General features: G+C 75.1%; 18 protein-coding genes. 7 read left to right on the top strand and 11 right to left on the bottom strand.

Going from position 1 to position 25,167, the window contains the following annotated elements:
* Nucleotides 1-210 precede the first annotated feature (210 nt).
* Entirely contained in the window at nucleotides 211-1,416 is a 1,206-nt protein-coding gene (locus DMP15_RS23980; RefSeq protein ID WP_337826478.1) for an acetyl-CoA hydrolase/transferase C-terminal domain-containing protein, read from the bottom strand.
* Nucleotides 1,417-1,450: 34 nt separating this feature from the next.
* Between DMP15_RS23980 and DMP15_RS23975 the strand changes: the two genes are divergently transcribed.
* Nucleotides 1,451-2,440 (top strand): glutathione S-transferase family protein, encoded by a 990-nt coding sequence (locus DMP15_RS23975; RefSeq protein WP_073575496.1) that lies wholly within the window; start codon nucleotides 1,451-1,453, stop codon nucleotides 2,438-2,440.
* A gap of 125 nt (nucleotides 2,441-2,565) precedes the next feature.
* Nucleotides 2,566-3,747 carry a glycoside hydrolase family 3 N-terminal domain-containing protein gene (locus tag DMP15_RS23970; RefSeq protein WP_379672685.1) on the top strand — a complete coding sequence of 394 codons (1,182 nt, stop codon included), beginning with the start codon at nucleotides 2,566-2,568 and terminating at the stop codon, nucleotides 3,745-3,747.
* Nucleotides 3,748-3,754: 7 nt separating this feature from the next.
* On the opposite strand, the gene DMP15_RS23965 is transcribed toward DMP15_RS23970, so the two are convergent.
* Nucleotides 3,755-4,864 (bottom strand): epoxide hydrolase family protein, encoded by a 1,110-nt coding sequence (locus DMP15_RS23965; RefSeq protein WP_337826476.1) that lies wholly within the window; start codon nucleotides 4,862-4,864, stop codon nucleotides 3,755-3,757.
* 66 nt (nucleotides 4,865-4,930) lie between these two features.
* Between DMP15_RS23965 and DMP15_RS23960 the strand changes: the two genes are divergently transcribed.
* On the top strand, nucleotides 4,931-5,890 hold the full coding sequence (locus DMP15_RS23960) for a helix-turn-helix transcriptional regulator (RefSeq protein WP_337826475.1): 960 nt from the start codon (nucleotides 4,931-4,933) through the stop codon (nucleotides 5,888-5,890).
* Nucleotides 5,891-5,948: 58 nt separating this feature from the next.
* On the opposite strand, the gene DMP15_RS23955 is transcribed toward DMP15_RS23960, so the two are convergent.
* The 5 genes from DMP15_RS23955 to DMP15_RS23935 form a co-directional block, all read right to left on the bottom strand.
* Nucleotides 5,949-6,716, bottom strand: a complete 768-nt coding sequence (locus tag DMP15_RS23955) for a beta-ketoacyl-ACP reductase (RefSeq protein WP_161151213.1) — start codon at nucleotides 6,714-6,716, stop codon at nucleotides 5,949-5,951.
* A complete protein-coding gene (locus DMP15_RS23950) occupies nucleotides 6,713-12,334 on the bottom strand; it encodes an ATP-binding protein (RefSeq protein WP_337826474.1) in 5,622 nt (1,873 codons plus the stop codon). Before DMP15_RS23950 ends, DMP15_RS23955 begins: the two co-directional genes overlap by 4 nt.
* Before the next feature lie 184 nt (nucleotides 12,335-12,518).
* Complete coding sequence (locus DMP15_RS23945) at nucleotides 12,519-14,468, bottom strand: 3-oxoacyl-ACP synthase III family protein (protein WP_161151215.1); 1,950 nt, start codon at nucleotides 14,466-14,468, stop codon at nucleotides 12,519-12,521.
* Between the two features lie 542 nt (nucleotides 14,469-15,010).
* Complete coding sequence (locus tag DMP15_RS23940) at nucleotides 15,011-16,483, bottom strand: MFS transporter (protein ID WP_337826473.1); 1,473 nt, start codon at nucleotides 16,481-16,483, stop codon at nucleotides 15,011-15,013.
* Nucleotides 16,484-16,585: 102 nt separating this feature from the next.
* Nucleotides 16,586-17,758: a citrate/2-methylcitrate synthase gene (locus DMP15_RS23935; RefSeq protein ID WP_337826472.1), complete on the bottom strand. Its 1,173-nt coding sequence runs from the start codon at nucleotides 17,756-17,758 to the stop codon at nucleotides 16,586-16,588.
* 69 nt (nucleotides 17,759-17,827) lie between these two features.
* Between DMP15_RS23935 and DMP15_RS23930 the strand changes: the two genes are divergently transcribed.
* A complete protein-coding gene (locus tag DMP15_RS23930) occupies nucleotides 17,828-19,075 on the top strand; it encodes a citrate synthase (protein ID WP_337826471.1) in 1,248 nt (415 codons plus the stop codon).
* Here the strand turns inward: DMP15_RS23930 and DMP15_RS23925 are convergent.
* Both DMP15_RS23925 and DMP15_RS23920 read right to left on the bottom strand, forming a co-directional pair.
* Nucleotides 19,015-19,590 (bottom strand): class F sortase, encoded by a 576-nt coding sequence (locus tag DMP15_RS23925; RefSeq protein WP_337826470.1) that lies wholly within the window; start codon nucleotides 19,588-19,590, stop codon nucleotides 19,015-19,017. The two genes, DMP15_RS23930 and DMP15_RS23925, sit on opposite strands and share 61 nt — an antisense overlap.
* 155 nt (nucleotides 19,591-19,745) lie before the next feature.
* Nucleotides 19,746-20,441 carry a hypothetical protein gene (locus DMP15_RS23920; protein ID WP_337826469.1) on the bottom strand — a complete coding sequence of 232 codons (696 nt, stop codon included), beginning with the start codon at nucleotides 20,439-20,441 and terminating at the stop codon, nucleotides 19,746-19,748.
* 211 nt (nucleotides 20,442-20,652) lie between these two features.
* On the opposite strand from DMP15_RS23920, the gene DMP15_RS23915 reads away from it, so the two are divergent.
* The 3 genes from DMP15_RS23915 to DMP15_RS23905 are packed head-to-tail and all read left to right on the top strand — an operon-like array spanning nucleotide 20,653 to nucleotide 22,557.
* A complete protein-coding gene (locus DMP15_RS23915) occupies nucleotides 20,653-21,087 on the top strand; it encodes a pyridoxamine 5'-phosphate oxidase family protein (protein WP_304580113.1) in 435 nt (144 codons plus the stop codon).
* A 16-nt stretch (nucleotides 21,088-21,103) separates the two neighbouring features.
* Nucleotides 21,104-21,904, top strand: a complete 801-nt coding sequence (locus tag DMP15_RS23910) for an MBL fold metallo-hydrolase (RefSeq protein WP_337826468.1) — start codon at nucleotides 21,104-21,106, stop codon at nucleotides 21,902-21,904.
* Entirely contained in the window at nucleotides 21,901-22,557 is a 657-nt protein-coding gene (locus tag DMP15_RS23905; RefSeq protein WP_337826467.1) for a DedA family protein, read from the top strand. The genes DMP15_RS23910 and DMP15_RS23905 overlap by 4 nt, the downstream gene beginning before the upstream one ends.
* 226 nt (nucleotides 22,558-22,783) lie before the next feature.
* On the opposite strand, the gene DMP15_RS23900 is transcribed toward DMP15_RS23905, so the two are convergent.
* Together DMP15_RS23900 and DMP15_RS23895 are read right to left on the bottom strand one after the other, a co-directional pair.
* On the bottom strand, nucleotides 22,784-24,307 hold the full coding sequence (locus DMP15_RS23900; protein ID WP_073575487.1) for a S1C family serine protease: 1,524 nt from the start codon (nucleotides 24,305-24,307) through the stop codon (nucleotides 22,784-22,786).
* Between the two features lie 111 nt (nucleotides 24,308-24,418).
* Nucleotides 24,419-25,162 (bottom strand): E3 ubiquitin ligase family protein, encoded by a 744-nt coding sequence (locus tag DMP15_RS23895; RefSeq protein ID WP_337826466.1) that lies wholly within the window; start codon nucleotides 25,160-25,162, stop codon nucleotides 24,419-24,421.
* Nucleotides 25,163-25,167: the final 5 nt, after the last annotated feature.

Genomic DNA, 25,167 nt, shown 5'->3' with positions numbered 1-25,167 from the left:
TTCGGGGATTTTCCGGGCGGCGGCGAGCGGACCCGGGCGGTGACCGGCGGCGTGCGGGCCCACCAGTGACGTCATGTGGTCGTCACACATCGTGGGTCCGGAGTGGACGCCGTCCCGCTGCCGTCCGGCCGGCGGTGGCCCGCGGCCGGGACGTCGGTGATCCGTTCACCCCGGGTGATCTGTGGTTCCGGTCACACCGTGGATCGGAGTTCACACGTCTGGCGTAACGGCGCCGCCCCACAGGGCGCTCAGCGCGCGTCGCCGCTCGGCGCGGCCGAGCCCCCGCAGGTCCGCCGTGCCCCGTTCGGTGACGACCACGTCGACGTCGTGCGACGGCGTCGTCACCGGTCCGCCGAGCCGCTCGACCAGCGTCGGGCGCCCGCGGTGCGCCGCGGGCAGCGCGATCACCGACAACCCCGGCCCGCGGACCGCGGCGGCCGCGAAGTCCGGGTGCCCGCCGATCATCCCGGCCGCCGAACCGGCGACGCCCTCGACGTTGACCTGGCCGTCCCGGTCGATCTCCAGCGCGGTGTTCAGCGCGACCAGCGGCCCCGGGCCGGTGCTGAGCCGGGACACGTCGTGGGTGTGCTCGACCGGGCGGACCGTGCCGCGGCCGGCCCGGCCCAGCCGGTCGGCCCAGTCGTAGAGCCGGGGGCTGCCGTAGAGCGCCGTCGACGACGGTGTCCCGCGCAGCAGCCCGCGCTCGTCCAGGTCGACGACCGCGTCGGCGAGCAGCCCGGAGTCCACCGCGACCGGCACGTGCAGGGCCTCGACGAGTGCCGCGGCCAGCCGCCCGGGGCCGAACTGGATCCGCGCCCCGGCCGGGACGAGGCCCGCGACCGCGGCGGCCACCGCCCGGTCGGCGTCGCCCGGCGCGGGGGTGGCGACGGTGTGCGGCGCGCCGTCCGGGCCGTCGACCTCACCGAGCACCGCCACCCCGGCCAGCGGGGGACCGGCGTCGGCGTGCGGCGCGGAGCGGGACACGACCGCCGCGACCGGGACCCCGGCGTCGTACAGGCCGCGCATCCAGGACGCCTCCGCGCCGAACCGCAGGTCGCCGCGGTCGTCGCGGACGACGGTCGCCAGCAGCAGGTCCGGGCGCAGCGGACCGGCCAGCAGCGCCGGCGTCGCCGAGAGCCGGGCCGGGACCCGGTGCGCGCGCCCGGACTCGATCAGCGTCCGCGCTCCCGGCCCCCCGACGACGGTGCGGATGTCGGCGAACGCGTCCGGCTCGAGGTCCGGGGCCGGGCCGGGCACCCAGCCCAGCACGAGCCGCACACCCCCGGCACGGGCCGCGACCGCCGAGAGCGGGCGGGCGAGCGCGTAGGGGAGCCCGCAACCGTCGGCCAGCGCCACCCGGGAACCCGGCGCGACCAGCTCGGACAGACCGCGTGCGAGGTCACCGTCGACGCCCATGCGCCCATCCGACCACAGGGCTAGCGTCGGCGGCATGGGGACCGACCAGGACAGCGGTGAGTTCGTACGGGAGGCGCTCGGGGTGGCCGAGCGGATCACGGCCGACGGGTCGTCGCCGTGGCCGGTCGAGGCGGGCCGCTACCGCCTCGTCGGCGCGCGCGCCTGCCCGTGGGCGAACCGGGTGATCATCACCCGGCGGCTGCTCGGGCTGGAGGACGCGATCTCGATGGGCATCGCGGGCCCGCTGCACGACGAGCGCAGCTGGCGCTTCCACCTCGATCCGGGGAACGTCGACCCCGTGCTCGGCATCGAGTACCTGCGCGAGGCCTACGAGAAGGCCGTCCCCGGCTACGACGAGGGTGTCACCGTCCCTGCCATGGTCGAGGTCGCCTCGGGCAAGGTCGTCACCAACGAGTACGCGCTGCTGGAGCGCGACCTGTCGACCCAGTGGCGGGGGCTCCACCGCGACGGCGCCCCGGACCTGTGGACCGACCCGGAGGCGATCGACGAGATCGGGGAGGGGATCTTCCACGACGTCAACAACGGCGTCTACAAGTGCGGGTTCGCCTCGTCCCAGCGCGCCTACGACCGCGCCTACGACGCCCTGTGGTCGCGGATGGACGAGCTGTCCGAGCACCTGTCGACGCGCCGCTACCTGGTCGGTGACTCGATCACCCAGGCCGACATCCGGCTGTGGGTGACCCTGGTCCGCTTCGACGCCGCCTACCACGGCCACTTCAAGGCCAACCGGCACAAGCTCACCGAGCTCCCCGTGCTGTGGGCCTACGCCCGGGACCTGTTCCAGACCCCCGGCTTCGGCGACACCATCGACTTCGAGCAGGTCAAGCAGCACTACTACGGCGTGCACGCGTCGGTGAACCCGACCGGGATCGTCCCGAAGGGGCCCGACACCGCCGGCTGGACGACCGCGCACGGCCGCGAGGAGCTGGGCGGGCGCCCGTTCGGCGACGGCACCCCGCCCGGCCCGCCGCCGGAGTCCGAGCGGGTCCCCGCGGTCGGCTGAGCCCCGCACCCGGCGGAGCGGGTCGGGCCGGGGGAGCCGGTGACCGCGGCGCGGCGGGGACGCCGGGCCGGGACGGGCCTGTCACGATGGTCCCGATGCGAGTGCCTGGACGACCCCACCCCGTGATCCGGCAGCGACGCCGTCGCAGCACCGGACTGCTCACCGCCGCCGTCGTGGGCGCGCTGACGGCGGGGCTCGTCGCCGTCGCCGGGCCGCAGCTCACCGCGAACAGCACCGCCGCCGCCCCGCCGGGTGCACAGCCGCAGGCGGCGCCGGCGGCACAGCCGGACCCGGACACCTGTGCCCCGATGGTGGCGGCGCTGTCCCCGCGCGACCGGCTCGCCCAGCGCCTGATGGTCGGGGTGGACGCCGCCGACCCGGCCGGCGCCACCGCGATCGTGCGGGGGTCGCAGGTCGGCGGGGTGTTCCTCGGCGGCAACGCGACCGCGCTGCTGCAGGACGACCGGCTCGCGGCGCTGCAGAAGGCGTCCCGCACGCCGCTCGCCGTCGCCGTCGACGAGGAGGGCGGCCGTGTCCAGCGCATCGACGAGCTCGACGGCGAGGTCCCCAGCGCCCGGCAGATGGCCGCGTCCGGCAGCCCCGAGGAGGTCACCGAGATCGCCCGCGAGCGCGCCGGACAGCTGAAGGCACGTGGTGTCACCTGGAACCTCGCGCCGTCGGTCGACGTCTCCGACCAGCCGCGCACCGCCGTCATCGGGGACCGCTCGTTCTCCGACGACCCGGCCACCGTCACCCGCTACGCCGCGGCCTGGGCCGAGGGACAGCAGGCCGGGGGGGTGTTCGGGGTCCTCAAGCACTTCCCCGGCCACGGGCACAGCTCCGGTGACTCGCACAAGGGCTCGGTGAGCACTCCGCCGCTGGACCAGCTGCGTGCCGGTGACCTCCGGCCCTACTCCGACCTCGTCGGACCGGGGAAGCCGCTCGACGGGCGGGTCGGGGTCATGCTCGGCCACCTCGACGTCCCGGGCCTGACCACCGACGTGCCCACCAGCATCGCCCCGGCCGCCTACCGGCTGCTGCGCGAGGACTACCGGTTCGACGGCCTCGCCATGACCGACGACCTCGGTGCGATGAAGGCGATCACCGATCGCTTCGGGCTCGCCGAGGCCACCACCCGGGCCCTGACCGCCGGCGCGGACATGGCGCTGTTCTCCAACGTCACCCCGGTCGCCCCGCTGCTCGACGCCGCGGAGAAGGCGCTGGCCGAGGGGCGGATCACGGCGCAGGCCAACGACACCGCCGTCGCGCGGGTGCTGGCGGCCAAGGGGCTCTGCAGCCGCGGCTGAGCGCCCCTCAACCGGCGAAGAACGCCCGGATGTCGGCCGCCACGTCGGCCGGCCGCTCCAGGGCGGCGAAGTGCCCGCCCTCGTCGAAGGTGCTCCAGTGCTCGATCCGGCTGTTGTCGCGCTCGGCGAACACCCGGACGGTCCGGAAGTCCGAGGCGAACACGGCCACCCCGGTCCGGGCGTGGTTCACCCGCGGCTCCGCGCCGGCGCGTGCGTCCTCGAAGTAGATCCTGGCCGAGGTCGCCGCGGTGTTGGTCAGCCAGTACAGCGACACCTGGGTCAGCAGCTGGTCACGGGTCACCAGCGCGGTGCCGTTGCCGAAGGACGCGAACAGCTCGGAGTAGGCCAGCTGCCCGACCGGTGAGTCGGCCAGCGCCGCGCCGATCGTCTGCGGGCGGGAGGCGTTCATCCCGTTGTAGCCGCCGACCGAGGAGAACCACTGCATGAACTCCAGCGCGGCGTGGTCGTCCGGTCCCAGCCGCTCGAACTCGGCCGGGTCGCCCGACGGGAACGAGAACAGCTGCAGCACGTGCAGCCCGAGGAACCCGGGCGGGTCGAGCAGGCCCAGCTCCCGCGCGACGAGCGCCCCGGCGTCGCTGCCGTGCGCCCCGTAGGAGGGGTAGCCGAGCCGGCGCATCAGGGTGTCCAGCGTCGCGGCGATCCGGGCGGTGGTCCAGCCGCCCTCGGCGAGCGGGGTGCTGAAGCCGAACCCGGGCAACGAGGGCACCACCACCGAGCAGGCGTCCTCGGCGCGGCCGCCGTGCGCGACCGGGTCGGTCAACGGGCCGATCACGTCGAGGAACTCCGCGAACGAGCCGGGCCAGCTGTGCAGCAGCAGCACCGGCGTCGCGCCGGGCTCGGCCGAGGGGACGTGCAGGTAGTGCAGGACCTGGCCGTCGATCTCGGTGCGGTACTGCGGGTGGGCGTTCATCCGGGCCTCCTGGGCCCGCCAGTCGAACCCGTCGCGCCAGTACGCGACGGTCGCGGCCAGCCACGCGTCCGGGGTGCCGTAGGTCCCGTCGTCGCCCGGCGCGGGACGGGGCAGCCGGGTGCGGGACAGACGGTCGGCGAGGTCGTCGAGGTCGGACTGCGGGATCTGCACGGTGAACGGCGTCATGGGTACTACGGTGCCGGTTGAACAGGCACGTTCCCTTCCTGTTCGCGACCGGATCCGGAGGTTCTCGTGGCCGACACCGCCGCCCGCATGCTCGCGCTCCTCGGGCTGCTGCAGAGCCGGCCGGAGTGGACCGCGCCGGAGCTGGCGGAGCGGCTCGGCGTCAGCACCCGCACCATCCGCAACGACGTCGCCCGGCTCCGCGGACTCGACTACCCGGTGCACGCCGTCCGTGGCGGCGCCGGGCACTACCGGCTCGGGCCCGGCGCGCGGCTGCCCCCGCTGCAGCTCGACGACGCCGAGGCCGTCGCCGTGGCGATCGGGCTGCGCACCGTGAGCGCGAGCGGCGGGCGGCTGGGGGACAGCGGCGACCGCGTCCTGGCCAAGCTCGACCAGGTGCTCCCGGACCGGCTGCGCCGCCGCGTCGCCGCGATCCACGACGGCACCGTCGCGGGGCCGCGCAACACCGACACCGTCGACCTGGATCCGGAGGTCGACCCGGCGGTGCTCACCGAGCTCGCCACCGCGATCCGCGACCACACCTGCGTGCGGCTCGACCTGCCCGGGCAGGAGTGGCCGGTCACGGTCGAGCCGTACCGGATGGTCTCCTGGCAGGGCCGCTGGTACCTGGTCGGGCGGCTCGACGGCGGGTGGCGGACGTGGCGGGTCGACCTGGTCCGCCCGCGCACGGCGACCGGCCGCCGGTTCGTCCCGGACCCGCTGCCCGGCGGGGACTACCCGGCCCTGGTCCTGCGGGAGGCCGCGTCGACCGGGTGGCAGGTGCACGTCCGCATCACCGTCGACGCATCGGCGGCGACGGTGCTCGCCCGGATCAACCCGGCCGTCGGCGCGGTCGAGGAGGTCGACGACACGCACTGCGTCCTCGTGACGGGGGCGGACAGCATCGAGACCGTCGCGGTGTACATCGGGCTGCTCGACCTGGACTTCCACGTCACCGAGCCACCGGAGCTGGTGGCGCGGCTGCGCGCACTGGCCGACCGCTACACCCGGGCGACCACGGGCCCCTGAGCACGCACGAGGGCCCCGCACGACACTGTGCGAGGCCCTCGGCCGGGGAGAACGACGGTCAGGACGCCATGTCCAGCCCGCCGTTCACGCTGATCACCGAGCCGGTCACGTAGCCGGCGCGGTCGTCGACGAGGAACTGCACGGCGCGGGCGATCTCGTCGGCCTGGCCGAGGCGGCCGACCGGGATCTTCGAGACGATCTTCTCGAGCGCCTTCTCCGGCACGGCGGCGACCATCTCGGTCTCGATGAAGCCCGGCGCGACGCAGTTGACGGTGACGCCCTTGCGGGCGACCTCCTGGGCCAGCGACTTCGAGAAGCCGATCAGGCCGGCCTTCGACGAGGCGTAGTTGGCCTGGCCCATCGCGCCGGTCTGGCCGATCACCGAGGAGATGTTCACGATCCGGCCGAACTCGTTGCCGGTCATGTGCTCCAGCACGGCCTTGGTCATGTAGAACGCCCCGGACAGGTTGATCCGCAGCACGGCGTGCCAGTCGTCGACGGTCAGCTTGCGGACGGTCTTGTCGACGGTGATGCCGGCGTTGTTGATCAGGTAGTCGACGCGGCCCCGCTGCTCCAGGACCTCGGTGACGACCCGCTGGCAGTCCTCGGGCGAGCCGACGTTGCCCCGGTGCACCGAGATCGACGCGCCCTCGGCCTCCAGCTTGCCCTTCAGCTCGTCGGCGGCCTTGGAGTTCGACGAGTACCCCGCGGCGACGTGCACCCCGGTGCGGGCCAGCGCGGTGGTGATCGCGGCGCCGATCCCGCGCGCACCCCCGGTCACGATGGCGACGCGCTGCTCCGGGTGGGTATCGGTGATCGCGGTCATGCGTTTCCTCCAAGGGTGTCGAGAGTGCGCTTCATGCCCCGCTGGACCGCGTCGGCCAGGTACGGCCGGAGCTGGTCGGGGGAGACGATCCGGTGCACCGAGCCGACGGACTGCGCCCGCTCGATGGAGTGCTTGGTGTCGAACTCGTCCGCGACCTGGCCGAGCTTCTCGGAGCGGACGTCGGGGCGGAGTGTGGCGAGGTCGCCGCGCAGCCGTGCCGCCGTCGCCTCGTCCCCGTCGGTGACGGCCTGCTTGATCCGGGTCTCCAGGTCGGTGACCCGCTCGTCCTTGGCGGTGCGGTCGTTGACCTCGCCGGCGAACACGACGGCCGCGGCGGGCGCCCCGCCGAGCACGGAGGCGTAGGAGCCGGTGATCGCGGCGACCTCCATGTTGTCGTTCAGCGTTCCGGAGAACACCACGAACGCGCCGCCGTGGTAGCGGGAGACCACGCAGAACACGATCGGGCCGTCGAAGTTGACGATGGCCCGGCCGATCTCGGCGCCGTTCTCCAGCTGCAGGCCGCGCAGCGACTCCGGCGAGCCGTCGAAACCGGACAGGTTCGCCAGGACGACCAGCGGCCGGTTGCCCGACGCGGCGTTGATGGCCCGCGCGCACTTGCGCGACGAGCGCGGGAACAGCGTCCCGGCGGTGAACTGCGACGGCCCGTCGACCGGGCGCGGCCCGCGCCGCGGCAGCGGCCGCGACTCGATGCCGATCATCGCGATCGGCTGGCCGCCGAGGTGGGCGTCGAGCGCGACGACCGAGTCGGCGTCGTGCATGTCGGCCCACCGCTCCGACGTCGGGTGGTCGGCGTCGGCGACGCCGCGCAGCACCGAGCGGATGTCGAACGGCTTCTTCCGCTCCCGGTTGGTCTCCGGCGCCCAGATCTCGCCGAGCGTGGTGAAGTCGCAGTTCGGCCCGGAGTGCGGCGCCGTGGTGACGTCGCGGGAGACCGGGTCGGTGGTCGGCGCGGGTCGCGGGAACCGCTCGCCCGGCTGGGTCCAGGTGTGGGCGTAGTGCTGCAGCAGAACGCCCACGGCGCCGCCCAGGTCCGGCGCCCAGTACTGCGCCTGCCCGTTCGGGCCCATGATCCGGTCGTAGCCGCCGATGCCGAAGTTGTCCTCGGCCGAGACGCCGCCGGAGAAGTCCAGCGAGTGCTTGCCGGTCAGCACCATGGCCGAGTCCGGCGTCATCACCAGGATGCCCCTGGTGTGCATGAGCATCGTCGCCTCGGCGTTCCAGTAGGGCTGGGCGCCGACGTTGATGCCGGTGACGACGACGTTGATCTCCCCGCCGTCCTGGGTGAACTCGATGATCCCGCGCAGCACCCGGGAGATCCAGTCCATGTTCTCGGTGCCGGAGTCCATCGCGATCTTCGCGCCCGCCGAGACGGCGAACCACTCGATCGGCACGTCCAGCTCGCGGGCCAGGTGGATCGCGGCCATCACGCGGCGGCACTCCGGCTCGGCGATCGCGCCGAGCGCCCGGGTCGGGTCGCCGAGCAGCACGACCCGCTTCATCCCGTCCGGGTAGCGCCGGGTCGGCACCGAGACGACGCCGAGCACCAGGTTGGCGCTGTTGCCGCCGGGGGCGCGGTCGACCGGCACCGGCAGCGCCGGGTCGGCCGGGTCGACGAGGTCGTACTCCTGCCAGGTGCCCGGGCCGGCGTCGACCGGGGCGGTGAGCAGCGGGACGATCTCGTAGGGGTAGACGGCGCCGCGGCGACGGGCCTTGAGCACCTTCTGGTCGTAGGCGTCGAGCTCGCGCATCGGCTCGGTCGGGGGCTGGTCGAGCTTGACCGTGAGCCCCGCGCCGGGCGGGCGCGACATGCGCAGCAGCATCGAGCGCGGACCGCCCTGGCCGCCGGTGACCTGCGGGTCGGCGGTGCGGAACTCGACGAGGACCTGCTCCAGACCGAGGTTGGCCGTGCGCGGCGCGAGCCGGCGGACCACCGAGTCCAGCTCGGCGAGCGGGACGTCGACCTCCGGCCACACGTAGAGCGCGATCCGGTTCCACGACATCCGGGCGAGGGTGCGGTCCCCGGCGCGTGCGGCACGCAGCGAGTTGATGCAGGCGTCGAGCGCGCGCTCGAACTGCGGCAGCGAGCGGACCTTCCCGGTCTCCTCGTCGCGCAGCACGGTCAGCTCGCGGACATCGGCCATCGCGACCAGCCGGTCGTCGGCGGTGACCTCGCGGCCGGTGGCCCGGAACAGGTGCACGTCGGTGGCGGCGGGCAGTCGGTGCAGCTCGAAGTTGCGGAAACGCCACAGCCGCAGCCGGTCCGCGACCAGCGGGTGCATGCCCCGCAGCGTGCGGTCCTCGACCAGCTCGCCGGTCTCGTCGGGCCGGAAGGTGAACCAGGTCGGCGGCTCGGCCTCCTCGCTCGCCGTCCCCGCGGCGCGCGGGTTCGGGCGGACGGCGACGGCGACCCGGTGCAGGTGCGCGGGCACCTTCCCCAGTGCGGCGCGGACGCGCTCGGCGCGGGCGTCGGGGTCACCGCCGTCGTCGGCCTTGGTCGAGGTGACGTAGAGGTCGACGAGCGCGGTGCGGTCCCCGTCGAGCTCGCCGACGCGGCGGCGCAGCTCGTCGGACACGGCCTGCGCGGCGGCCGGGTCGTTGTTGTCGATCACCGAGGCGAAGACCGTGCGGTCCCGGCCCAGGTGCTGGTAGCGGGCGGTCAGCAGCGGCTTGCCCGCGTGCTCGACGAGCTCCAGGTCGCGCAGCACCCGCACCCGGTAGTAGCGCCGGGTCATGACCTCGAGCAGCACGGCGTCGTGCCGCTCCCCGAACACGCCCAGGATCGGCTCCGAGGACCCGACGAGGGTGTCGATCCGGCGGGCCCGGTCCGCGGTCTCCGGGTCCGAGGCGAGCACGTCCAGGCTCTCCCGGACCTCGGCCAGCGCCCGGTCCCGCTCGGCGGCGACGACCGGGGCGTCGAACGCCCGGTAGCGGGCCAGCCGCGCGGTGTCCCCGACGACGGGGTGCCGCAGCTGGGTGGCGACGACGACCTCGTCGAGGGTGCGCAGGTAGTCCTCGCGCGCCGCGGGGGAGAGGTTCGCGACCGACTCCGGGTGGCGCAGCCGCCAGTTCAGCAGGTCCAGCACGACCGGCACCTGCTGCGGCGCGCGGCGGTGGGCCAGGAACATGCGGTACAGCGCCGGGCCCAGGTCGTCGGCACGGCCGGTCCCGCCGTCGATCTCGGTGACGCCGTAGTGGGCCAGCGCCCGGCGCAGCTTGGCCTGGAACGACTCGGGCAGGCCCTCGTCGTCGGCGTCGCGGGAGCGCAGGTAGGCGTAGAGGTACTCCTGCGGGTTGCGCTCGGTCTCGCCGGTCTCGTCGTCGGTCTCGGACCGGTTGCGCGAGAGCTGGCACAGGTCGGCGAAGATCTGCAGGACGGCGGTCTCCCCGGCCAGCACGGCCGGGTCGTCGGCGGCCAGCTGGTCGCGGGCGGCGGTGAGGCGGCGCAGCTGCGGGCGGGCCTGGCGCTCGTCGACGTCGAAGCCCAGCACCTGGAAGCGCAGCGCGGACAGCGCGTCGGCCGCGGTCGCGGCGGCGTCGGTGTCGGCGCCGGCCGCGGCGAACGCGGACAGGTCGGCGCGCTCCCCGCTGGGGCCTGCTGCGTCCGCGTCGGCCGACGGCTCCAGCCGCACGAGCTTGGTGCCGCCGTCGACCTGGGTGTTGGCCGGGACGAGGATCTCGGCGACGGTGCCGTCGAACGGCGCCCGCAGCGAGGTCTCCAGCTTCATCGACTCGACGATGGCGAGGGTGTCGCCCTCGGACACGGTCTGGCCCGCGGTGACCGGCAGCGCGACGACCATCGCCGGGGCGGGGGCGCGGACGATGCCGGCCTCGCCGCCGGAGATGCGGTGCACGGCGCCGTCGACCTCGACGAGGTAGTCCGCCTCCTGCGCGACCGACAGCACGGTCCAGGACAGGTCGCCGACGGTGAGCCGGCGCTCGTAGGCGCCGTTGCGCTCGACGTCGACGTCGACCGACACGCCGTCCAGCTCGACGGTGTAGCGGCCGGCGCGGGTGCGGGCGACCGTCAGCTTGTAGGACTGCCCGGCGACGGTGACGTCGGTCTGGTGCCAGGTCTCGTAGCCCACCTCGGGCCGGCCGGCCTCGGCGGAGCGGAACAGCCGCTCCTGCTGGCGGGCGACGTGGCCGTCGTGGCTCTGCACGGCGGTGGCGAGCAGCGCGACGTCGAGGCGGCGCGGCGGCGCGTAGCCGTCGGCCATCATCGTGTCGAGCCAGGTGGTCTGCAGCTCGCCCGAGCGGAACTCGTCGCGGTCGAGCAGGTCCAGCAGGAACGCCTTGTTCGTGGAGCCGCCGTCGATCACCGCGGAGGTCTGGCGCAGCGCACGGGACAGCCGCGCGCGGGCCTCGTCGCGGTCGCGGCCCCACGCGATCACCTTGGCGATCATGGAGTCGAACTGCGGCGGGATGACGTCACCCGCGGCGACGCCGGTGTCGACCCGGATGCCCGGACCGGACGGCAGCGCCAGGTGCTCGATGCGCCCCGGGGCGGGCGCGAACTCGCGCTCCGGGTCCTCGGCGGTCAGCCGGGCCTCGATCGCCCAGCCCTGGGCCGCCGGGACCCCGCGTGCGACCTCGGCGAGGGTGCCGCCCGCGGCGACGTGCAGCTGCAGCTTCACGATGTCGACGCCGGTGCACGCCTCGGTGACCGGGTGCTCGACCTGCAGCCGGGTGTTGACCTCGAGGAAGGAGAGGAGCTTCTCCTCGGGCTGGTAGAGGAACTCGACGGTGCCGGCGTTGACGTAGCCCGCGGCGCGGGCCAGCTCGGCGGCCGAGCTGCGCAGCAGCGCCTCCTGCTCCGCGTCGAGTGCGGTGGACGCCGACTCCTCGATGACCTTCTGGTTGCGCCGCTGCACCGAGCAGTCGCGTACCCCGAGGGTCCAGACGTCGCCGGTGGCGTCGGCGACGACCTGCACCTCGACGTGCCGTCCGCCCGACACCGCGCGCTCCAGGAACACGGTCGCGTCCCCGGCGGTCCTCGACGCCTCCGACGCGGCCCGCTCGAAGGCCTCGTCGAGCTGCTCGGGGCCCGGCACGTAGCGGATGCCGCGTCCCCCGCCGCCCGCGGTCGCCTTCACCATCAGCGGGTAGCCGACGGTCTCGGCGGCCTTGCGCGCCGTCTCGACGTCGGCCACCGGACCGCCGGACCACGGCGCCATCGGGACGCCGACCGACTCGGCCAGCTGCTTGGAGGCGATCTTGTCCCCGAGCCGGCGCATCACCTCGGCCGACGGGCCGACGAAGGTGATCCCCAGCCGCTCGCACAGCTCGGCGAAGTCGGCCTTCTCCGACACGAAGCCCCAGCCCGGCCAGACCGCGTCGGCGCGGGTGGCGCGCAGCGCGCGCTCCAGCTCGGCGTGGTCGAGGTAGGGGCTGGTGCCCATGTGGTCCGGGTCGTCCGGCCCGATCAGGACGGCCTCGTCGGCCTCACGGACGTACATCGCCCGCCGGTCGACGGCAGTGTGCAGCGCGATCGTGCGCAGGCGGCGGTCGGGCCCGTTCTGGGCGTTCCACTCACGGACGGCGTTGATCAGCCGCATGGCGGGTTCGCCGCGGTTGACGATGGCGATGCGCGAGAACATGGCTGGGCTTCACTGCTCCTACGGGTGCTGCGACGGGACGGCGGCGGTGTGCCGCATCGACATCGTCGTCGTGCGGTCGGCGGATCGGTGCGGACGGTGGCCCGGTCGGTGCCGGAATGCGGGCGGGCTCACCTCTCGGACAGGGATCTTCCCGCCCACTGTGGCCCGTGTCACCCGGTCGTGGCTACTCGCCGAAGGCGATGCGGACGTCGTCCGAGGTCGGTGCGACGGCCGGCTCGGCCAGTGCGGCGGCGGTCGGGTCCAGGTGGACCTCCGGTGCCATCACGGCCGGGTCGACCTCCAGCACCGCGTAGCCGCCCACCGCTCCGGCCCCGAAGCCGGGCGCGAAGACCCGGGTCCGGCCGGACACGACGCCGTCGGCCACGGAGTCGAACAGCGCGATCGGGATGGACGCCGCGGAGACGTTCCCCATCGACTCGATGTTGAAGTACAGCTGGTCGGCCGAGAGCCCCGCCTTGCCCGCCAGCTGCAGGATCATCGTCTTGTTGGCCTGGTGCGGGACGATCAGGTCGACGGCGTCGAGCATCGAGCCCTCGCCGTCGGGGCCGGCCTGCTCGGTGAGCTCGCCGATCATCTGCGACAGGTAGCGGGCGACGAGCGCCTTGACCTCGGGGCCGTAGACGGTGATGTCGTTGTCGAACTCGGGGTTCGGCCAGATGATCGAGTTCACCTGGGTGTCCGGGCCCGACGCGTAGGTCTGCAGCAGGTCGATGTCGCCGGGCTCGCCCTCGGCGGCCGGGGCGATCACCATCGCGGCCGCGCCGTCGCCGAAGATCATCCGCGAGGTGCGGACGTTGCCAATCTTGTCGGAGAACTTCTCGACGCAGACCAGCAGGACCGGCCGGTTCACCTCCTGCAGCTGGCGCACGGCCTCGGACAGGCCGTAGGGCAGCCCGGCGCAGGCGGCGATGATGTCGGCCGAGCAGTGCGTCTGGAGCAGCCCGAGCCGCCCGGACAGCCACGTCGACAGCGACGGGATGAGCCGCTCGCTGGTGCAGGTGGCGACGAGTACGGCGCCGATCTCGGAGCGGTCACGGCCGGAGTGCTCCAGCGCGCGTACCGCGGCGGCCCAGGCCAGGTCCTCGATGTCCAGCTCGGTGTAGCGGCGCTGGTCGATCCCGGTCTTGGCGGAGATCTCGTCGGCGCTCATCGGCGACCAGGAGAACGCGGAGTTGCGGACGACGTCGTCGTTGGAGCAGACGTGTTCGCCCCGGACGACGGCGAGCGCCTCGACCTTCGGCTGCACCGCGAACGCCTCACGGACCCGGATCGGCGGCAGTGGGGTGGCGGGCTCGACCGGGTCGGACTGGGTCGAGATCCGGCCCCGGCGCGCCGGACGGGTGCCGGTGGCGCGGTCCAGGAACTGCTCGACGTCGCGGTTGCGGGGGTGGAAGGCGATGACGTACTCGTCGTCGCCGATCTCGTCGGCGGTCCGCAGCTCGGTGGCGGCACGGTCCCAGGGGTACTGGTTGTGCAGCACCATGGCCCAGCGGGTCAGGGCCTCGAGCTCGGGACGCTCGGCGTGGGCGTCGAGGATCTCGGTGAAGGAGAAGACCGGGTAGTCCGGGTCGTGCTGCGGCACGACGAAGGTCTGCGCCCCCGGTGTGGTGAGGAACTGCTCGACGGTCGGCTTGACGGCCGGCAGCTCGGTCGCGTGGTGGCGACGGTTGCCGTAGACGTCGAAGAGGAGGTCGAAGATGCGGCGCTCGGTCGCCTCGTCCCAGGTGCTGGGGAGCGCGGCGAAGGCGTCGGCGACGGCCCGGACCTTCTTGTCACCGTCGCGCCACGGGGTGAGCAGCGGGAGGAAGACGTCGCTCCGGTGGCGGGGGAGGTCACGCCAGCGGGTCGGACGCTTCTCGAACATGGTGAGCGTGTACCGGTTGACCCAGAACAGGTTCTGGCTCATGTCGCGCAGCAGTGCGAAGCGGCTCTCGTAGGCGCCGCTGGTGACCCGCTCGAGGATGTCGGTGCCGGTGGGCGCCTTTGCCTCGAAATCGCGACCGACGATGGCGGTGAACTGCTCCATATCGTCGATGACGGAGAAGTCGAGTTCTCCGAGAAAATTGGCGGGAAAGACCAGTCGGTCGTGGTTGTTGACCACGAACGGTTTCATGTGACGACCTCCAGCAGCGGCGTCGACCGGCGGAATCGCCAGGCGGGACGCGGTGCGGCCTGGTCGATCGGATCGGTTGCGGTGCCTGCAACGCTATCGATGAACAGTCACGATCGGAATGTGATCCGGCCGCCGAGTGTGCGCTCTCACGGATGGTCGGTCAACTCGGACTGTTACCGGCGAGAATGTTACCGGTCGGTTCTACTCGTCGGTTCCCCGAAAGAATTCCGCAGATCCGCAGGTTGGCGGGCGGAGGTCGTCCACAATGGAATGATCACCGGGCGTGGCCGGTCGGTCCCGACGCGTGCACATGCAGGCGGGAGCGTGGTCGTCGGCGTCACAGTCCGGGCGGCGATCGTCACCCGCACCTGGTGGGGTCCACCATCGTCCGAACGGGGGAGGACGGTGTCGAGCCTCCGATGTGGACGATCCCGCACGGGGTCGCGACGGGCGGGCCGGACCGGCGGGCGGCATCCGGGAGGGAATGCGTCGGCGGAATGCGGTCGCCGTTTCCGGGTCACCGTTCCCGGGTGGTCCGGTGTTCAGCCGTGGGCGGTGGCCGGGGCCGGGGCCGCGACGGTCTCCGCCGCCGGTGCGGGCGTGAGCAGCACCAGCACCGTGGCGAGCAGCCCGGCGGCGCCCGCCGCGACGAAGGAGATCGTGTACGCCGTCGCCGAGGGGGGTCCGCCGTCGCCGAGCACGTACGTCGCCGTCACGGCCGCGACGACCGCGGTGCACGAGCTCGTGCCGAGCTGGCGGGCCAGGGTGTTGAGGCTGTTCGCCGCGGCGGTCTCCGACTCCGGCACCGCACGCATGATCGTCAGCGGGATCGCCGAGTAGGCGAGCGCGGCGCCGACCGCGGCCACGGTGGAGGCGGCCATCAGCAGCGGCACCGTCGAGGGCATCGCGGCGAAGGCGAGGTTGCCCGCCCCCAGCAGGAGCGTGCCGATCACCAGCGTGGTGCGCGGGCCGCGCAGCCGCGACAGCCGCGCCGAGGCCGAGGAGAACACCACCATCGACCCGCCCATCGGCAGCAGCACCAGCCCGGCGACGACGAGCGAGAGCCCGAACCCGTAGCCGGTCGTGACCGGCGCCTGGAGGATCTGGGTGGCGAGCACGAACCCGGCGAACATCGCGAAGCCCACCAGCACCGAGGCCAGGTTGGTGAGCAGCACCGCGGGCCGTGCCGAGACCCGCAGGTCCACCAGCGGTGCGGCGACGCGCAGCTCGTACCGGACGGTCACGGCCACCAGCACCACGGTGCCGGCGAACAGGCCGAGCACGGTCGGGGAGGCCCAGCCCCAGTCGTTGCCCTTGGAGATCGCCAGCAGCAGGCACACCAGGGCCCCGCCGACGCCGAGCGCCCCGGGCACGTCGAACCGGCCGCCGGTGCGCAGCCGCGACTCGGTCACCAGCCACCGGACCAGCAGGATCTGCACGACACCGAGCACCGCGGCCCCGGCGAACAGCCAGCGCCAGCTCGCGAACTGGGCGACGACGCCGGTGATCGGCAGCCCGATGGCCCCGCCGAAGCCGAGCGAGGACGACATCAGCCCGACCCCGGACCCGACCCGGTCGGCGGGCAGGACGTCGCGCATCAGGCTCATCCCGAGCGCGATCACCCCGAACGCGGCGCCCTGCAGCACCCGGGCGACGAGCAGCAGCCCGATCCCGGGCGCCAGCGCGCCGAGCAGCGACCCCACCCCGACCAGGCCGAGCGCGACGAGCAGCATCCGCCGCTTGCCGAACATGTCGCCGAGCCGCCCCAGCACCGGCGCCGACACCGCGCCGGCGACCAGGTTGGCGGTGATCAGCCACGACGCGGTCGACCCGCTGACGTCGAGCAGCTCCGGGAACCGCGGGAGCAGCGGGACGACCATGGTCTGGACCAGCGAGACGAGCAGCCCGCAGGAGGCCAGGACGGCGATCGCGACGCCGGGGCGTGGCGGCACCGGTGCGGATCCCTCGGGGTGGGTGCTCTCGGGCTGCTGGTGCGGACGGCGTGCCCGGAACACTCGACCTCCGTGGTGGGTGACAGATCGTGCCGGCGGACGACCCCGCTGAAGCGGGAGTCACCCATCAGATGAGCACGCCGGTCACCCGTCCGGCAAGCCGGGTCACCTCCCGCGTGCGGGGACCGGCTCGGGCGCCGGCGGGCCGTCGTAGACCGCGGAGGGCCGGATCAGGCGTCGCTGCGCGGCCTGCTCCAGCACGTGCGCGCACCAGCCGACGACCCGGCTGACCGCGAACGTCGGTGTGAACATGCTGCGGGGGATCCCGCAGCCCTCCATCACCACGCCCGCGTGGAACTCGACGTTCGCGAACAGTGGGTGGTCCGGGCGCAGCTCCGCGAGGGTGGCGGCCACCCGCCGTTCGACGTCGGCGGCCCGCGCGGGCAGCGGCCCGCCCAGCTCCGCGGCGACCTCGCGCAGCAGCGCCGAGCGCGGGTCCGGCCCGCGGTAGACGGCGTGGCCGAACCCCATGATCCGCATCCCCGCGGCGAGCCGGTCGGCCACCCAGCGCTCCGGCGAGCCGCCGGCGTCGCGGTCGATCGCGTCGAGGCTCTCCAGCGCCCGGTCGGGGGCGCCGCCGTGCAGCGGCCCGGCGAACGCCCCGAGCGCGGCGACCACGCAGGACGCGACGTCGGCGCCGGTGGAGGCGACCACCCGGGCGGTGAAGGTGGAGGCGTTGAAGCCGTGGTCCACCGTCGCGACGAGGTAGGCGTCGAGCGCGCGGACGTGCGCCGGCGCGGGCTCGGCCCCGTCCAGCATCCACAGCCAGTTCGCGGCGGAGGACAGGTCGGTGCGCGGCCCGACCGGGTCGAGGCCGTGCCGCAGCCGGTGCAGCGCGGCGAGGACGGTCGGTGTCGCGGCGCAGACGGTGGCGGCGTCGCGGGTGCCCGCCGCCGGGTCGTCCCAGAGCGGGCGCATCCCGTGCTGCGGGCCGAGCAGCGACAGCGCGGTGCGCAGCCCGGCGAGCAGGTCGGGCCCGCAGGCGTCGGCGATCGCGGGCAGCTGCGCGGCGACGGCGTCGGGCAGCGCCCGGCGCTCCGCGGTGGCGGCGGCGAACTCCGCGGCCTCGCCCGCGTCCGGGAGACGGCCGTGGACGAACAGGAACCACACGTCGTCGAAGGTGCGGGTGCGCGCGAGGTCGACCGCGGAGTACCGGCTGTAGTGGTAGAAGCCCTCGTCGCCGCGGACGTCCCCGATGCGCGTGCTGGTGACGGCGACGCCGCGCAGGCCCGGTGGGACCTGCCCGGCGGCGGCGCCGATGCTGTCGGTGCTGGTCATGACCGGACCGTCCGCTCGTCGGGAACCATTGTCAATATTGATCCAGTCAATGTTGATACGGTCCACGTCGTGGAGTACCTGACCGTCGCCGAGACCGCGGAACGCCTCGGGGTGAAGCGGGAGACCGTGTACGCCTACGCCAGCCGCGGGCTGCTGACCAGCGTGCGTGGCGCGCAGCGGCGGGGCAGCCGGTTCGCCCAGGACGAGGTGGAGGCCCTCGCCGCGCGCGGCCGCGAGTCGGGCGAGCCGTCCGGGACGGTCGAGCGCATCAGGACGCGGATCACACTCGTCGCCGACGGCGGGCCGTGGTTCCGCGGGCGGGCGGTGCCCGCGCTCGCGGGGTCGGAGGACCTCGAGCACGTCGCGGCGCTGCTGTGGGAGGTCCCCGGCCGGGTGCCGTTCGACGCCGACCCGGACCTGCTCGCCCCGGCGCGTGCCGTGCTCGCCGCCGCACCCGCCGGGGCCCGGGCGACCGACCGGTTCCGGCTCGCCGTCGCCGCGGTGGCCGCGGCCGACCCGCTGCGCGCCGACGCGCGGCCGGGAGCGGTGGTGGCGACGGCGTCGTCGCTGCTGGGGACGGTCGTGACCGCGCTCGCCGGGGACCCGGGAGCCGCGGGCGGGCCGGGTGTCTCGGGGGCCGGCCTGGCGGAGCGGCTGCTTCCGGCTCTGGTCCGTGACCCGGACCGGGCACCCGCGCCGGCAACGGCCGGACACGTCCGCGCCGCGCTGGTCCTGCTCGCCGACCACGGCCTGGCGTCGTCGACGGTCGCGGCCCGGGTCGCCGCGAGCACCCTGGCCGACGTGCACGCCGTCGTCTCGGCCGGGCTCGGCGCCCTCGACGGGCCCCGGCACGGACTGGTCAGCGGGCTCGCGCACCGCTTCCTCGCCGACGCCCTGGACGACCCGCCCGGCGCGCTCGCCCAGCGGCTGCGGGCCGGCGAGCGGGTCCCGGGCTTCGGCCACTCGGTCTACCGGGGCACCGACCCGCGGGCCACGGTGCTGCTCGACCGGCTGCGCGCCGACCCGGCCGCGGACGACGTCGTGGCCTGCGTCGACGCCGTCGTCGCGGGGATGGACCGCGGCGGCGACGGCCCCGCCGCGAACGTCGACCTCGCGCTCGCCGCGCTGATGCACGCCCACGACCTGCGCCCCGACGCCGGCGAGCTGCTGTTCGCCTGCGCCCGGACGGTCGGCTGGGTGGCGCACGCCCTGGAGGAGTACGCCGAACCCGGTCTGCGGTTCCGGCCGACCGGCGTCTACACCGGGCCGCGGCCCGGGTCGACCAGCGAGGCGAGCACCACGACGTTGTCGGTGTAGCTGCGCACACCCCGGTCGAACGTCCCACCGCAGGTGATCATCCGCAGGCCCGCGCCGGGCAGGTCGCCGTAGACGGCCGCGGTGGGGAAGCGGTCCTTGGCGTAGCGGCGCACCGCCTGGACCTCGAAGGTCGCGGTGGTGCCGTCGGCGCGGTCGACCGACACCAGGTCACCGGGGGCCAGTGCGTGCAGCCGGTGGAACGGGCCCGGCTCGTGGTCCCAGTCGACGTGCGCCGCGAGCACCGCCGGTCCCCGGGCGCCCGGGGCGGGGGCGCCGGTGTACCAGCCGGTGTCGGCGCCGTCGGGCGGCACCTCGAGGGTTCCGCGGCCGGTCAGGCCGAGCGGGACGAGCCCGCTGTCGAGCCCGATCGAGGGCGCCCGCACCCGCACCGGCTCCGACGGCGGCAGCGGGGCCGCCGCCGGACGGAGCGTGGTGGTGGGCAGCGGCGGCACCGCCCCGCCGACCGCCACCGGCGGCGCCCCGAGCGGGACGGCCAGCGCCAGCACGACGAGCACCCCCCACCACACCCGTCGCACGGCACGGGGCCCGAGCGGCCCCCGCGGACCTCGGACGCGCGCGGGGTCGGAGGACGCGTTCCCGATCGGGAGCGCGTTCTCCGGAGCGGCGCGCGTGCTGTGTTCCCTCGGGGCCGCCGGAGCGGGGGCGGGGGTCACGAGTGGCGGGTGGTCAGGGGGAGCGCGGCGCGGCCGGTGCGACGCCCGCTCCACACGACGACGCCCGCCCCGGTGGCGAGGACCGCGCCCGTCCCGAACAGCAAAAACACCGTGGGGTCGACCCCGGCGCCGCCGGAGCCGTCACCGGCCTCGACACCACCACCCGGGACCGCGCGGACCTGCCCGGTACCGGCGGCCGCGACGAGGTCCGAGCCCTCGCAGGCCCGGCCGTCGTCGTCGCGGTCCAGGTTGTTCGGGTCCGACGGGTCGGCGGCGAGCACGGCCTGGGCCTGTGCCCGGGAGAGATCGACGCAGTCCAGGTCGCTGCCGCGCCCGGCGGCGGGGGCCCCGGCCGCGGGGGTGGTCGCCTCCGGGGCCGCGGCGGTCTCCGCGGGCGCCGACTCCTCGGGACCGGTCGCGTCCGGGGCGGTGGCCTCGGGGTCCTCGTCGGCCGGCGTCGCGTCGTCCGCGGGCTCCTCGGCGGGCGGCTCCTCGGTGTCCTCCTGGGCCGGGGCCGTCACGACCAGGCCCGCGGTGGCGACGGCGGCCGGTGCCGTGACGGCGCCCGCCACCGTGGTGACGGCCGGTTCCGCGGCCGACGCCGCTCCGGCCAGCGGGACCCCGGCGAGAGCGGCGAGGGTGAGGGACGCGGCGACGGCGCCGGTGCGACGGACGAGCGAACGTGCGGTCATGATCCACTCCCTGTGACGAACGTGATCCTGGTGACCGGTGGGGCGAACGGGACGCCCTGTCCGATGGCGGAGAGTGAAGCGACACCCCGTCGACAGGGCCAGGGAAGTCGCCCGTACGGGGATCACCGGGGCGGGTGGCGTCGCCCGGAGTGACCGGCGCCTCGGCGTGCCGGGGCGCGCGGGACCCGGCACGACGTCCAGGATGGCGACCGTGACGACCACCCCCGAACCGCCCCGGCGCCGCCGCCGGTCCCTCGACGACGGTGTCTCCGACGCGTTCGTCGAGCTCTGGTCCCAGCGCCGCCCGTGCATCCTGGTGACCCCGCGCCGCGACGGGACCCCGCACGCGGTACCGGTGGGGGTGACCGTCGACGTGGCCGGGCGCACCGCCCGGGTGATCTGCGGCGGCGGGTCGCAGAAGGCGCGCAACGTCGCCGCGGCCGGGCCGGACGGGGCCCGGGTCAGCGTCACCGTCGTCGACGGGCGCACCTGGTCCACGCTGGAGGGCCGCGCCGTCGTGCGGGACGAGCCCGACGTCGTCGCCGACGCCGAGCGCCGCTACGCCGCCGAGTACAAGCAGCCCCGGGAGAACCCCGCGCGGGTGGTGCTGCAGATCGCGGTCGATCGGGTCCTCGGCAACGCCTGAGGGGATACTCGACGGTGTGGACCTGCCGGAGACGACCTTCCTCGGCCACAGCACCCTGCGGCTGCGGATCGGCGGGCGCACCGTCCTGACCGACCCGGTGCTGGGGCCCTCGGTCGGGCCGCTGCGCCGCACCGCGCCGGCCGTCGACCCGGAGGGGCCCGCCGGAGCCGACCTGGTCCTGATCTCCCACCTGCACGCCGACCACCTGCACCTCGCCTCGCTGCGCCGGCTGCCGCGCGCGGTGGAGGTCGTGGTGCCCGCGGGCGCCGGCGACTGGCTCCGCCGCCGCGGCGTCGCCCGGGTGTCCGAGCTCGCCGTGGGGCAGACCCGTGTCTTCGACGGGCTGCGCGTCACCGGCACACCGGCCGACCACTCCGGGCACCGGTGGGGGCCCCGGTTCACCCACGGCCCGCAGGCCGACGCGATGGGACACCTGCTGGAGGGCGACGGGCTGCGGGTCTACGTCGCCGGTGACACCGGCCTGTTCCCCGGGCTCGACGACGTCGCCGCCCAGGGCCCGATCGACCTCGCCGCGCTGCCGGTGTGGGGGTGGGGCCCGAACCTCGGCCCCGGCCACCTCGACCCGGCCGGTGCCGCCGAGGCCGTCCGTCGGCTCGCACCGGCCGTCGCGCTGCCGGTGCACTGGGGGACCCTCGCCGTCGCCGGGCTGTGCTCGGTCCCGGGGCGGACCGGGTCCCGGATGCGGGAGCTGCTCGTACGCCCGCCGCACGACTTCGCCGACGCCGTCGCCGCGGCCGGGCTGCCCACCCGCACCCTCGTGCTCCCGCCCGGCGCCGCCGTCGGAACGACGGCGTGAGCGCGCCGCACCTGCTGGCCGCGTCCGCGCAGGAGTGGTTGGACGCCGAGCTCAGCCCGGACGCCGGGCGGATCGCCTACCTCGTCGTCGCCGGGGGAGTGCTGCTCGGGTCGGTGCTGCCGGTCGTGCCGACCGGCGCGATCGTCGGCGCCGCCGCCGCGACGGCGATGACCAGCTCCGCGCTGTCGCTGCCGGTCGTGCTGCTGCTGTCCTTCGCCGCGGCCCTGCTCGGTGACGTGGTCACCTTCGCCGTCGCCCGGCTGGCCGGGGACCCGGTCCGTGCCGCGGTCGCGGGCGGGCGGCTCGGCGGCGAGCGCACCGCGGTCCGGATCGAACGGATGCGCGGCGCGTTCGCCGAGCGCGGCTGGCTGGTCGTGCTGGTCGGACGGGTCGCCCCGGCGGGCCGGGTGCCGACCCTGATCGCGGCTGCGGTCTCCGGGATGACCTGGGCGAAGCTGGTGCCGGCGGTCGCGGCGGGGGCGGTGCTGTGGACGCTGCTCTACGGCGTGCTCGGCGTGCTGACCGGCAACCTCACCGACTCCCCGCTGGTGGCCGCGCTGCTCGCGGTCGGGCTGGTCGCCGTCGTCGCACTGGTCACGGCGCTGGCCGGGCGGGTGCGGACCCGGCTGCGGGCCCGGCATCCCACCGGCTGAGGGTGCGTGGTCGGGCCGAGCCCGCCGGCCGTGCCGCGCTCGGAGCGTCGGGAGGAACCTCGGAGTGCACCGGCCGGACCGCGACGCCCGCGCCGGCGGCGGGCGCCACGACGGAGCGCCACACGGAACCGGCCGGGCGCGACGGGAGGGGGGATGTCGCGCCCGGCCGGAGCAGGGCCCGGGGCGTGGCGTCGCCCCGGGGGGGGGGGGGGGGGGGGGGGGCGGGTCAGTTGCCGCCGCCGAAGGGGTTGATGCCGAACGGCAGCTCACCGGTCGAACCGCCGCCCTCGGGCACGGTGCGCGACCCGTTCTGGGCGGTCGCGGCCGCGGTGTCGCGCACGCTGCCGAGGGTGACCGGCACCTCGCGGGCACCGGACCCGCTGCCGACGGTCAGCGTGACCTGCTGGCCGGGCGTGAAGTTGCCGACCCGGGCGATCAGGTCCGCGAAGCTCGACACCGGGTACTCGTTGACCTTGGTGACGACGTCGCCCGCCGTGATGCCCGCGGCGGCCGCCGGCGAGTCCGGCTCCACCGTCGTGATCTGGGCGCCCGCGGTCCCGCTCGGGGCGCCGCCGGAGGCCGACACCGAGCCCTGCACGCCGAGCTGCGGCTTGGTCGCGACGCCGGAGTCCATCAGCTCCTGGGCGACCCGCTTCGCGGTGTCGACCGGGATCGCGAAGCCCAGCCCGATCGAGCCGGAGCTCTGCCCGGCGGTGGCGATCGCGGAGTTGATGCCGACGACCTGCCCGGCCAGGTTGACCAGCGGACCGCCGGAGTTGCCCTGGTTGATGGGGGCGTCGGTCTGCAGGCCGTTGTAGACGACCGGGGCCTGGCCGTCGCCGCCCGCGGTGACGGTCCGGTTGAGCGCCGAGACGATGCCCGCGGTGACGGTACCGGACAGGCCCTGCGGCGAGCCGTTCGCGACGACCTGCTCGCCGACCTGCACGCTCGAGGACTCCCCGAGAGTGGCGGGCTTCAGGTCCGTGGCGCCCTGCAACTTGATGACGGCGAGGTCGTAGCTGGGGGAGGTGCCGACGACGGTCGCGGGGTACTGCTTCCCGTCGGCGGTGGACACGGTGATCCGGCCGCCGTCGGTGGCGTTGCCGACCACGTGGTTGTTGGTGAGGATCTGGCCGTCGGAGGTCAGGATGACCCCGGAGCCCTCGGCGACGCTCTGCGCGGTGCGGACCTGGATGTCCACCGTGCTCGGGGTGATCGCGGCCGCGGCACCGGCGATCGAGCCGTCGGCCGGGGTGGCCGGGGTGCCGGGGGCGGCGGCGCTGGTCAGCGTGGCCGGGGTGGAGGAACCGTCGAGCACCAGGTAGGCGCCGCCGACACCGGCCGCACCGCCGACGAGGGCGGCCGTCAGCGCGACGGCGGCCAGGCCCGCACCGAACCGGCGCGGCGGCCTCGGTGCCGGACCCTGCTGCGGGAACGGCGGGTACACCGAGGTGGGCGGGCTCCCCGCGCCGTAGGCCGGGATCGTGGGGTTGCTCGTCGTCGCCCACGGCGGCGGAGTCTGGGTCCCGTGGCCGCCGCCCGGGTCGCCTCCCTGGCTGCCGCCCTGCTGCCGGTGGTCGGTGTCGGTCACGGTGGTCGCCTCCTGTGCGTGGGTGCCGTCGTCGCCGGCCGGGTGGGCGGGGACCGCCCCCTCGTGACGCCGCGCGGGCCGGACGGGGTCGGTGGCGCCGCCTCCGGTGGAGGTCCGTCCGTCGGACGACTCGCCCGTTCCCGGCCCGTTCTCGGTCATGGGGCAACTGTGCGCCGTGACCCTGAGACGACCCTGTGACCGCGCTGGGAATCGCTCGGGCATCGGGTGAGAGTGCCCGGCACGCGGGTCCTCGCCGGCGGTCCGGGCAGGTCAGGAGATCGCGCCGGCCACCGTGAGCACCAGTCCCAGCACCGCGAGGGCGGCCCCGCCGCGGGCCCACAGCCGCTGCGCGCGCCGGTCGGAGTCGGTCAGCTCGGCCTCGGTGCGGGTGGACAGCACGAAGGTCCCGCCGGCGTCCTGCGGCGGCCGGATCACCAGTGGCCCGTCCCGGTCGTCGACCTCGCCGAGGACGTACATCGCGACGCCGGGGCGCAGCACCCACTCCTGGTTGCGGTAGCCGACGGTCCGGTCCCCGCCCCGGCCCCGGTCGGCCGGATCGAACCGGTCCAGCACCCGTTCCACCGGGTCCGGGTGCCGCCCGCCCGGGTCGACGCCGATCGTGTGCCCGTCGCGCAGCAGCGCCCAGCCGTGCGGGGACGTCCGCTCGGACACGGTCTCGGTGTGGGTCTGCGTCCGGGTGCGGCCCTCGTCGTCGCGCTCACGGCGCTCGAACCGGCGCTCGACCCGCTGCATGTGCCACACGCAGTCGACGCCCGCGAGGTCGGAGCGCAGCACCCCGACCGGGGCGGGCGCGGTCTGCCCGACGACCTCGCAGACCTTCCGGAACGTGCCCGGCCGCCCGGCGAGCTCCGCCGCGACGCCCGCGAGGTCGAGCAGCTCGGGCACCGACAGCGTCTCGGCCGCCATCATCGCGTGCACCCGGCGCTGGGTGCGGACCGCGACCCAGATGCAGGCCGCCCCGGCCAGCAGCGCGACGATCCCCACCCACAGCACGGGCG

It is taken from the genome of Pseudonocardia sp. UM4_GMWB1 (genome assembly GCF_017312155.1).
Lineage (GTDB): Bacteria > Actinomycetota > Actinomycetes > Mycobacteriales > Pseudonocardiaceae > Pseudonocardia > Pseudonocardia alni.
This window is presented reverse-complemented; position numbering and strand designations above follow the sequence as displayed.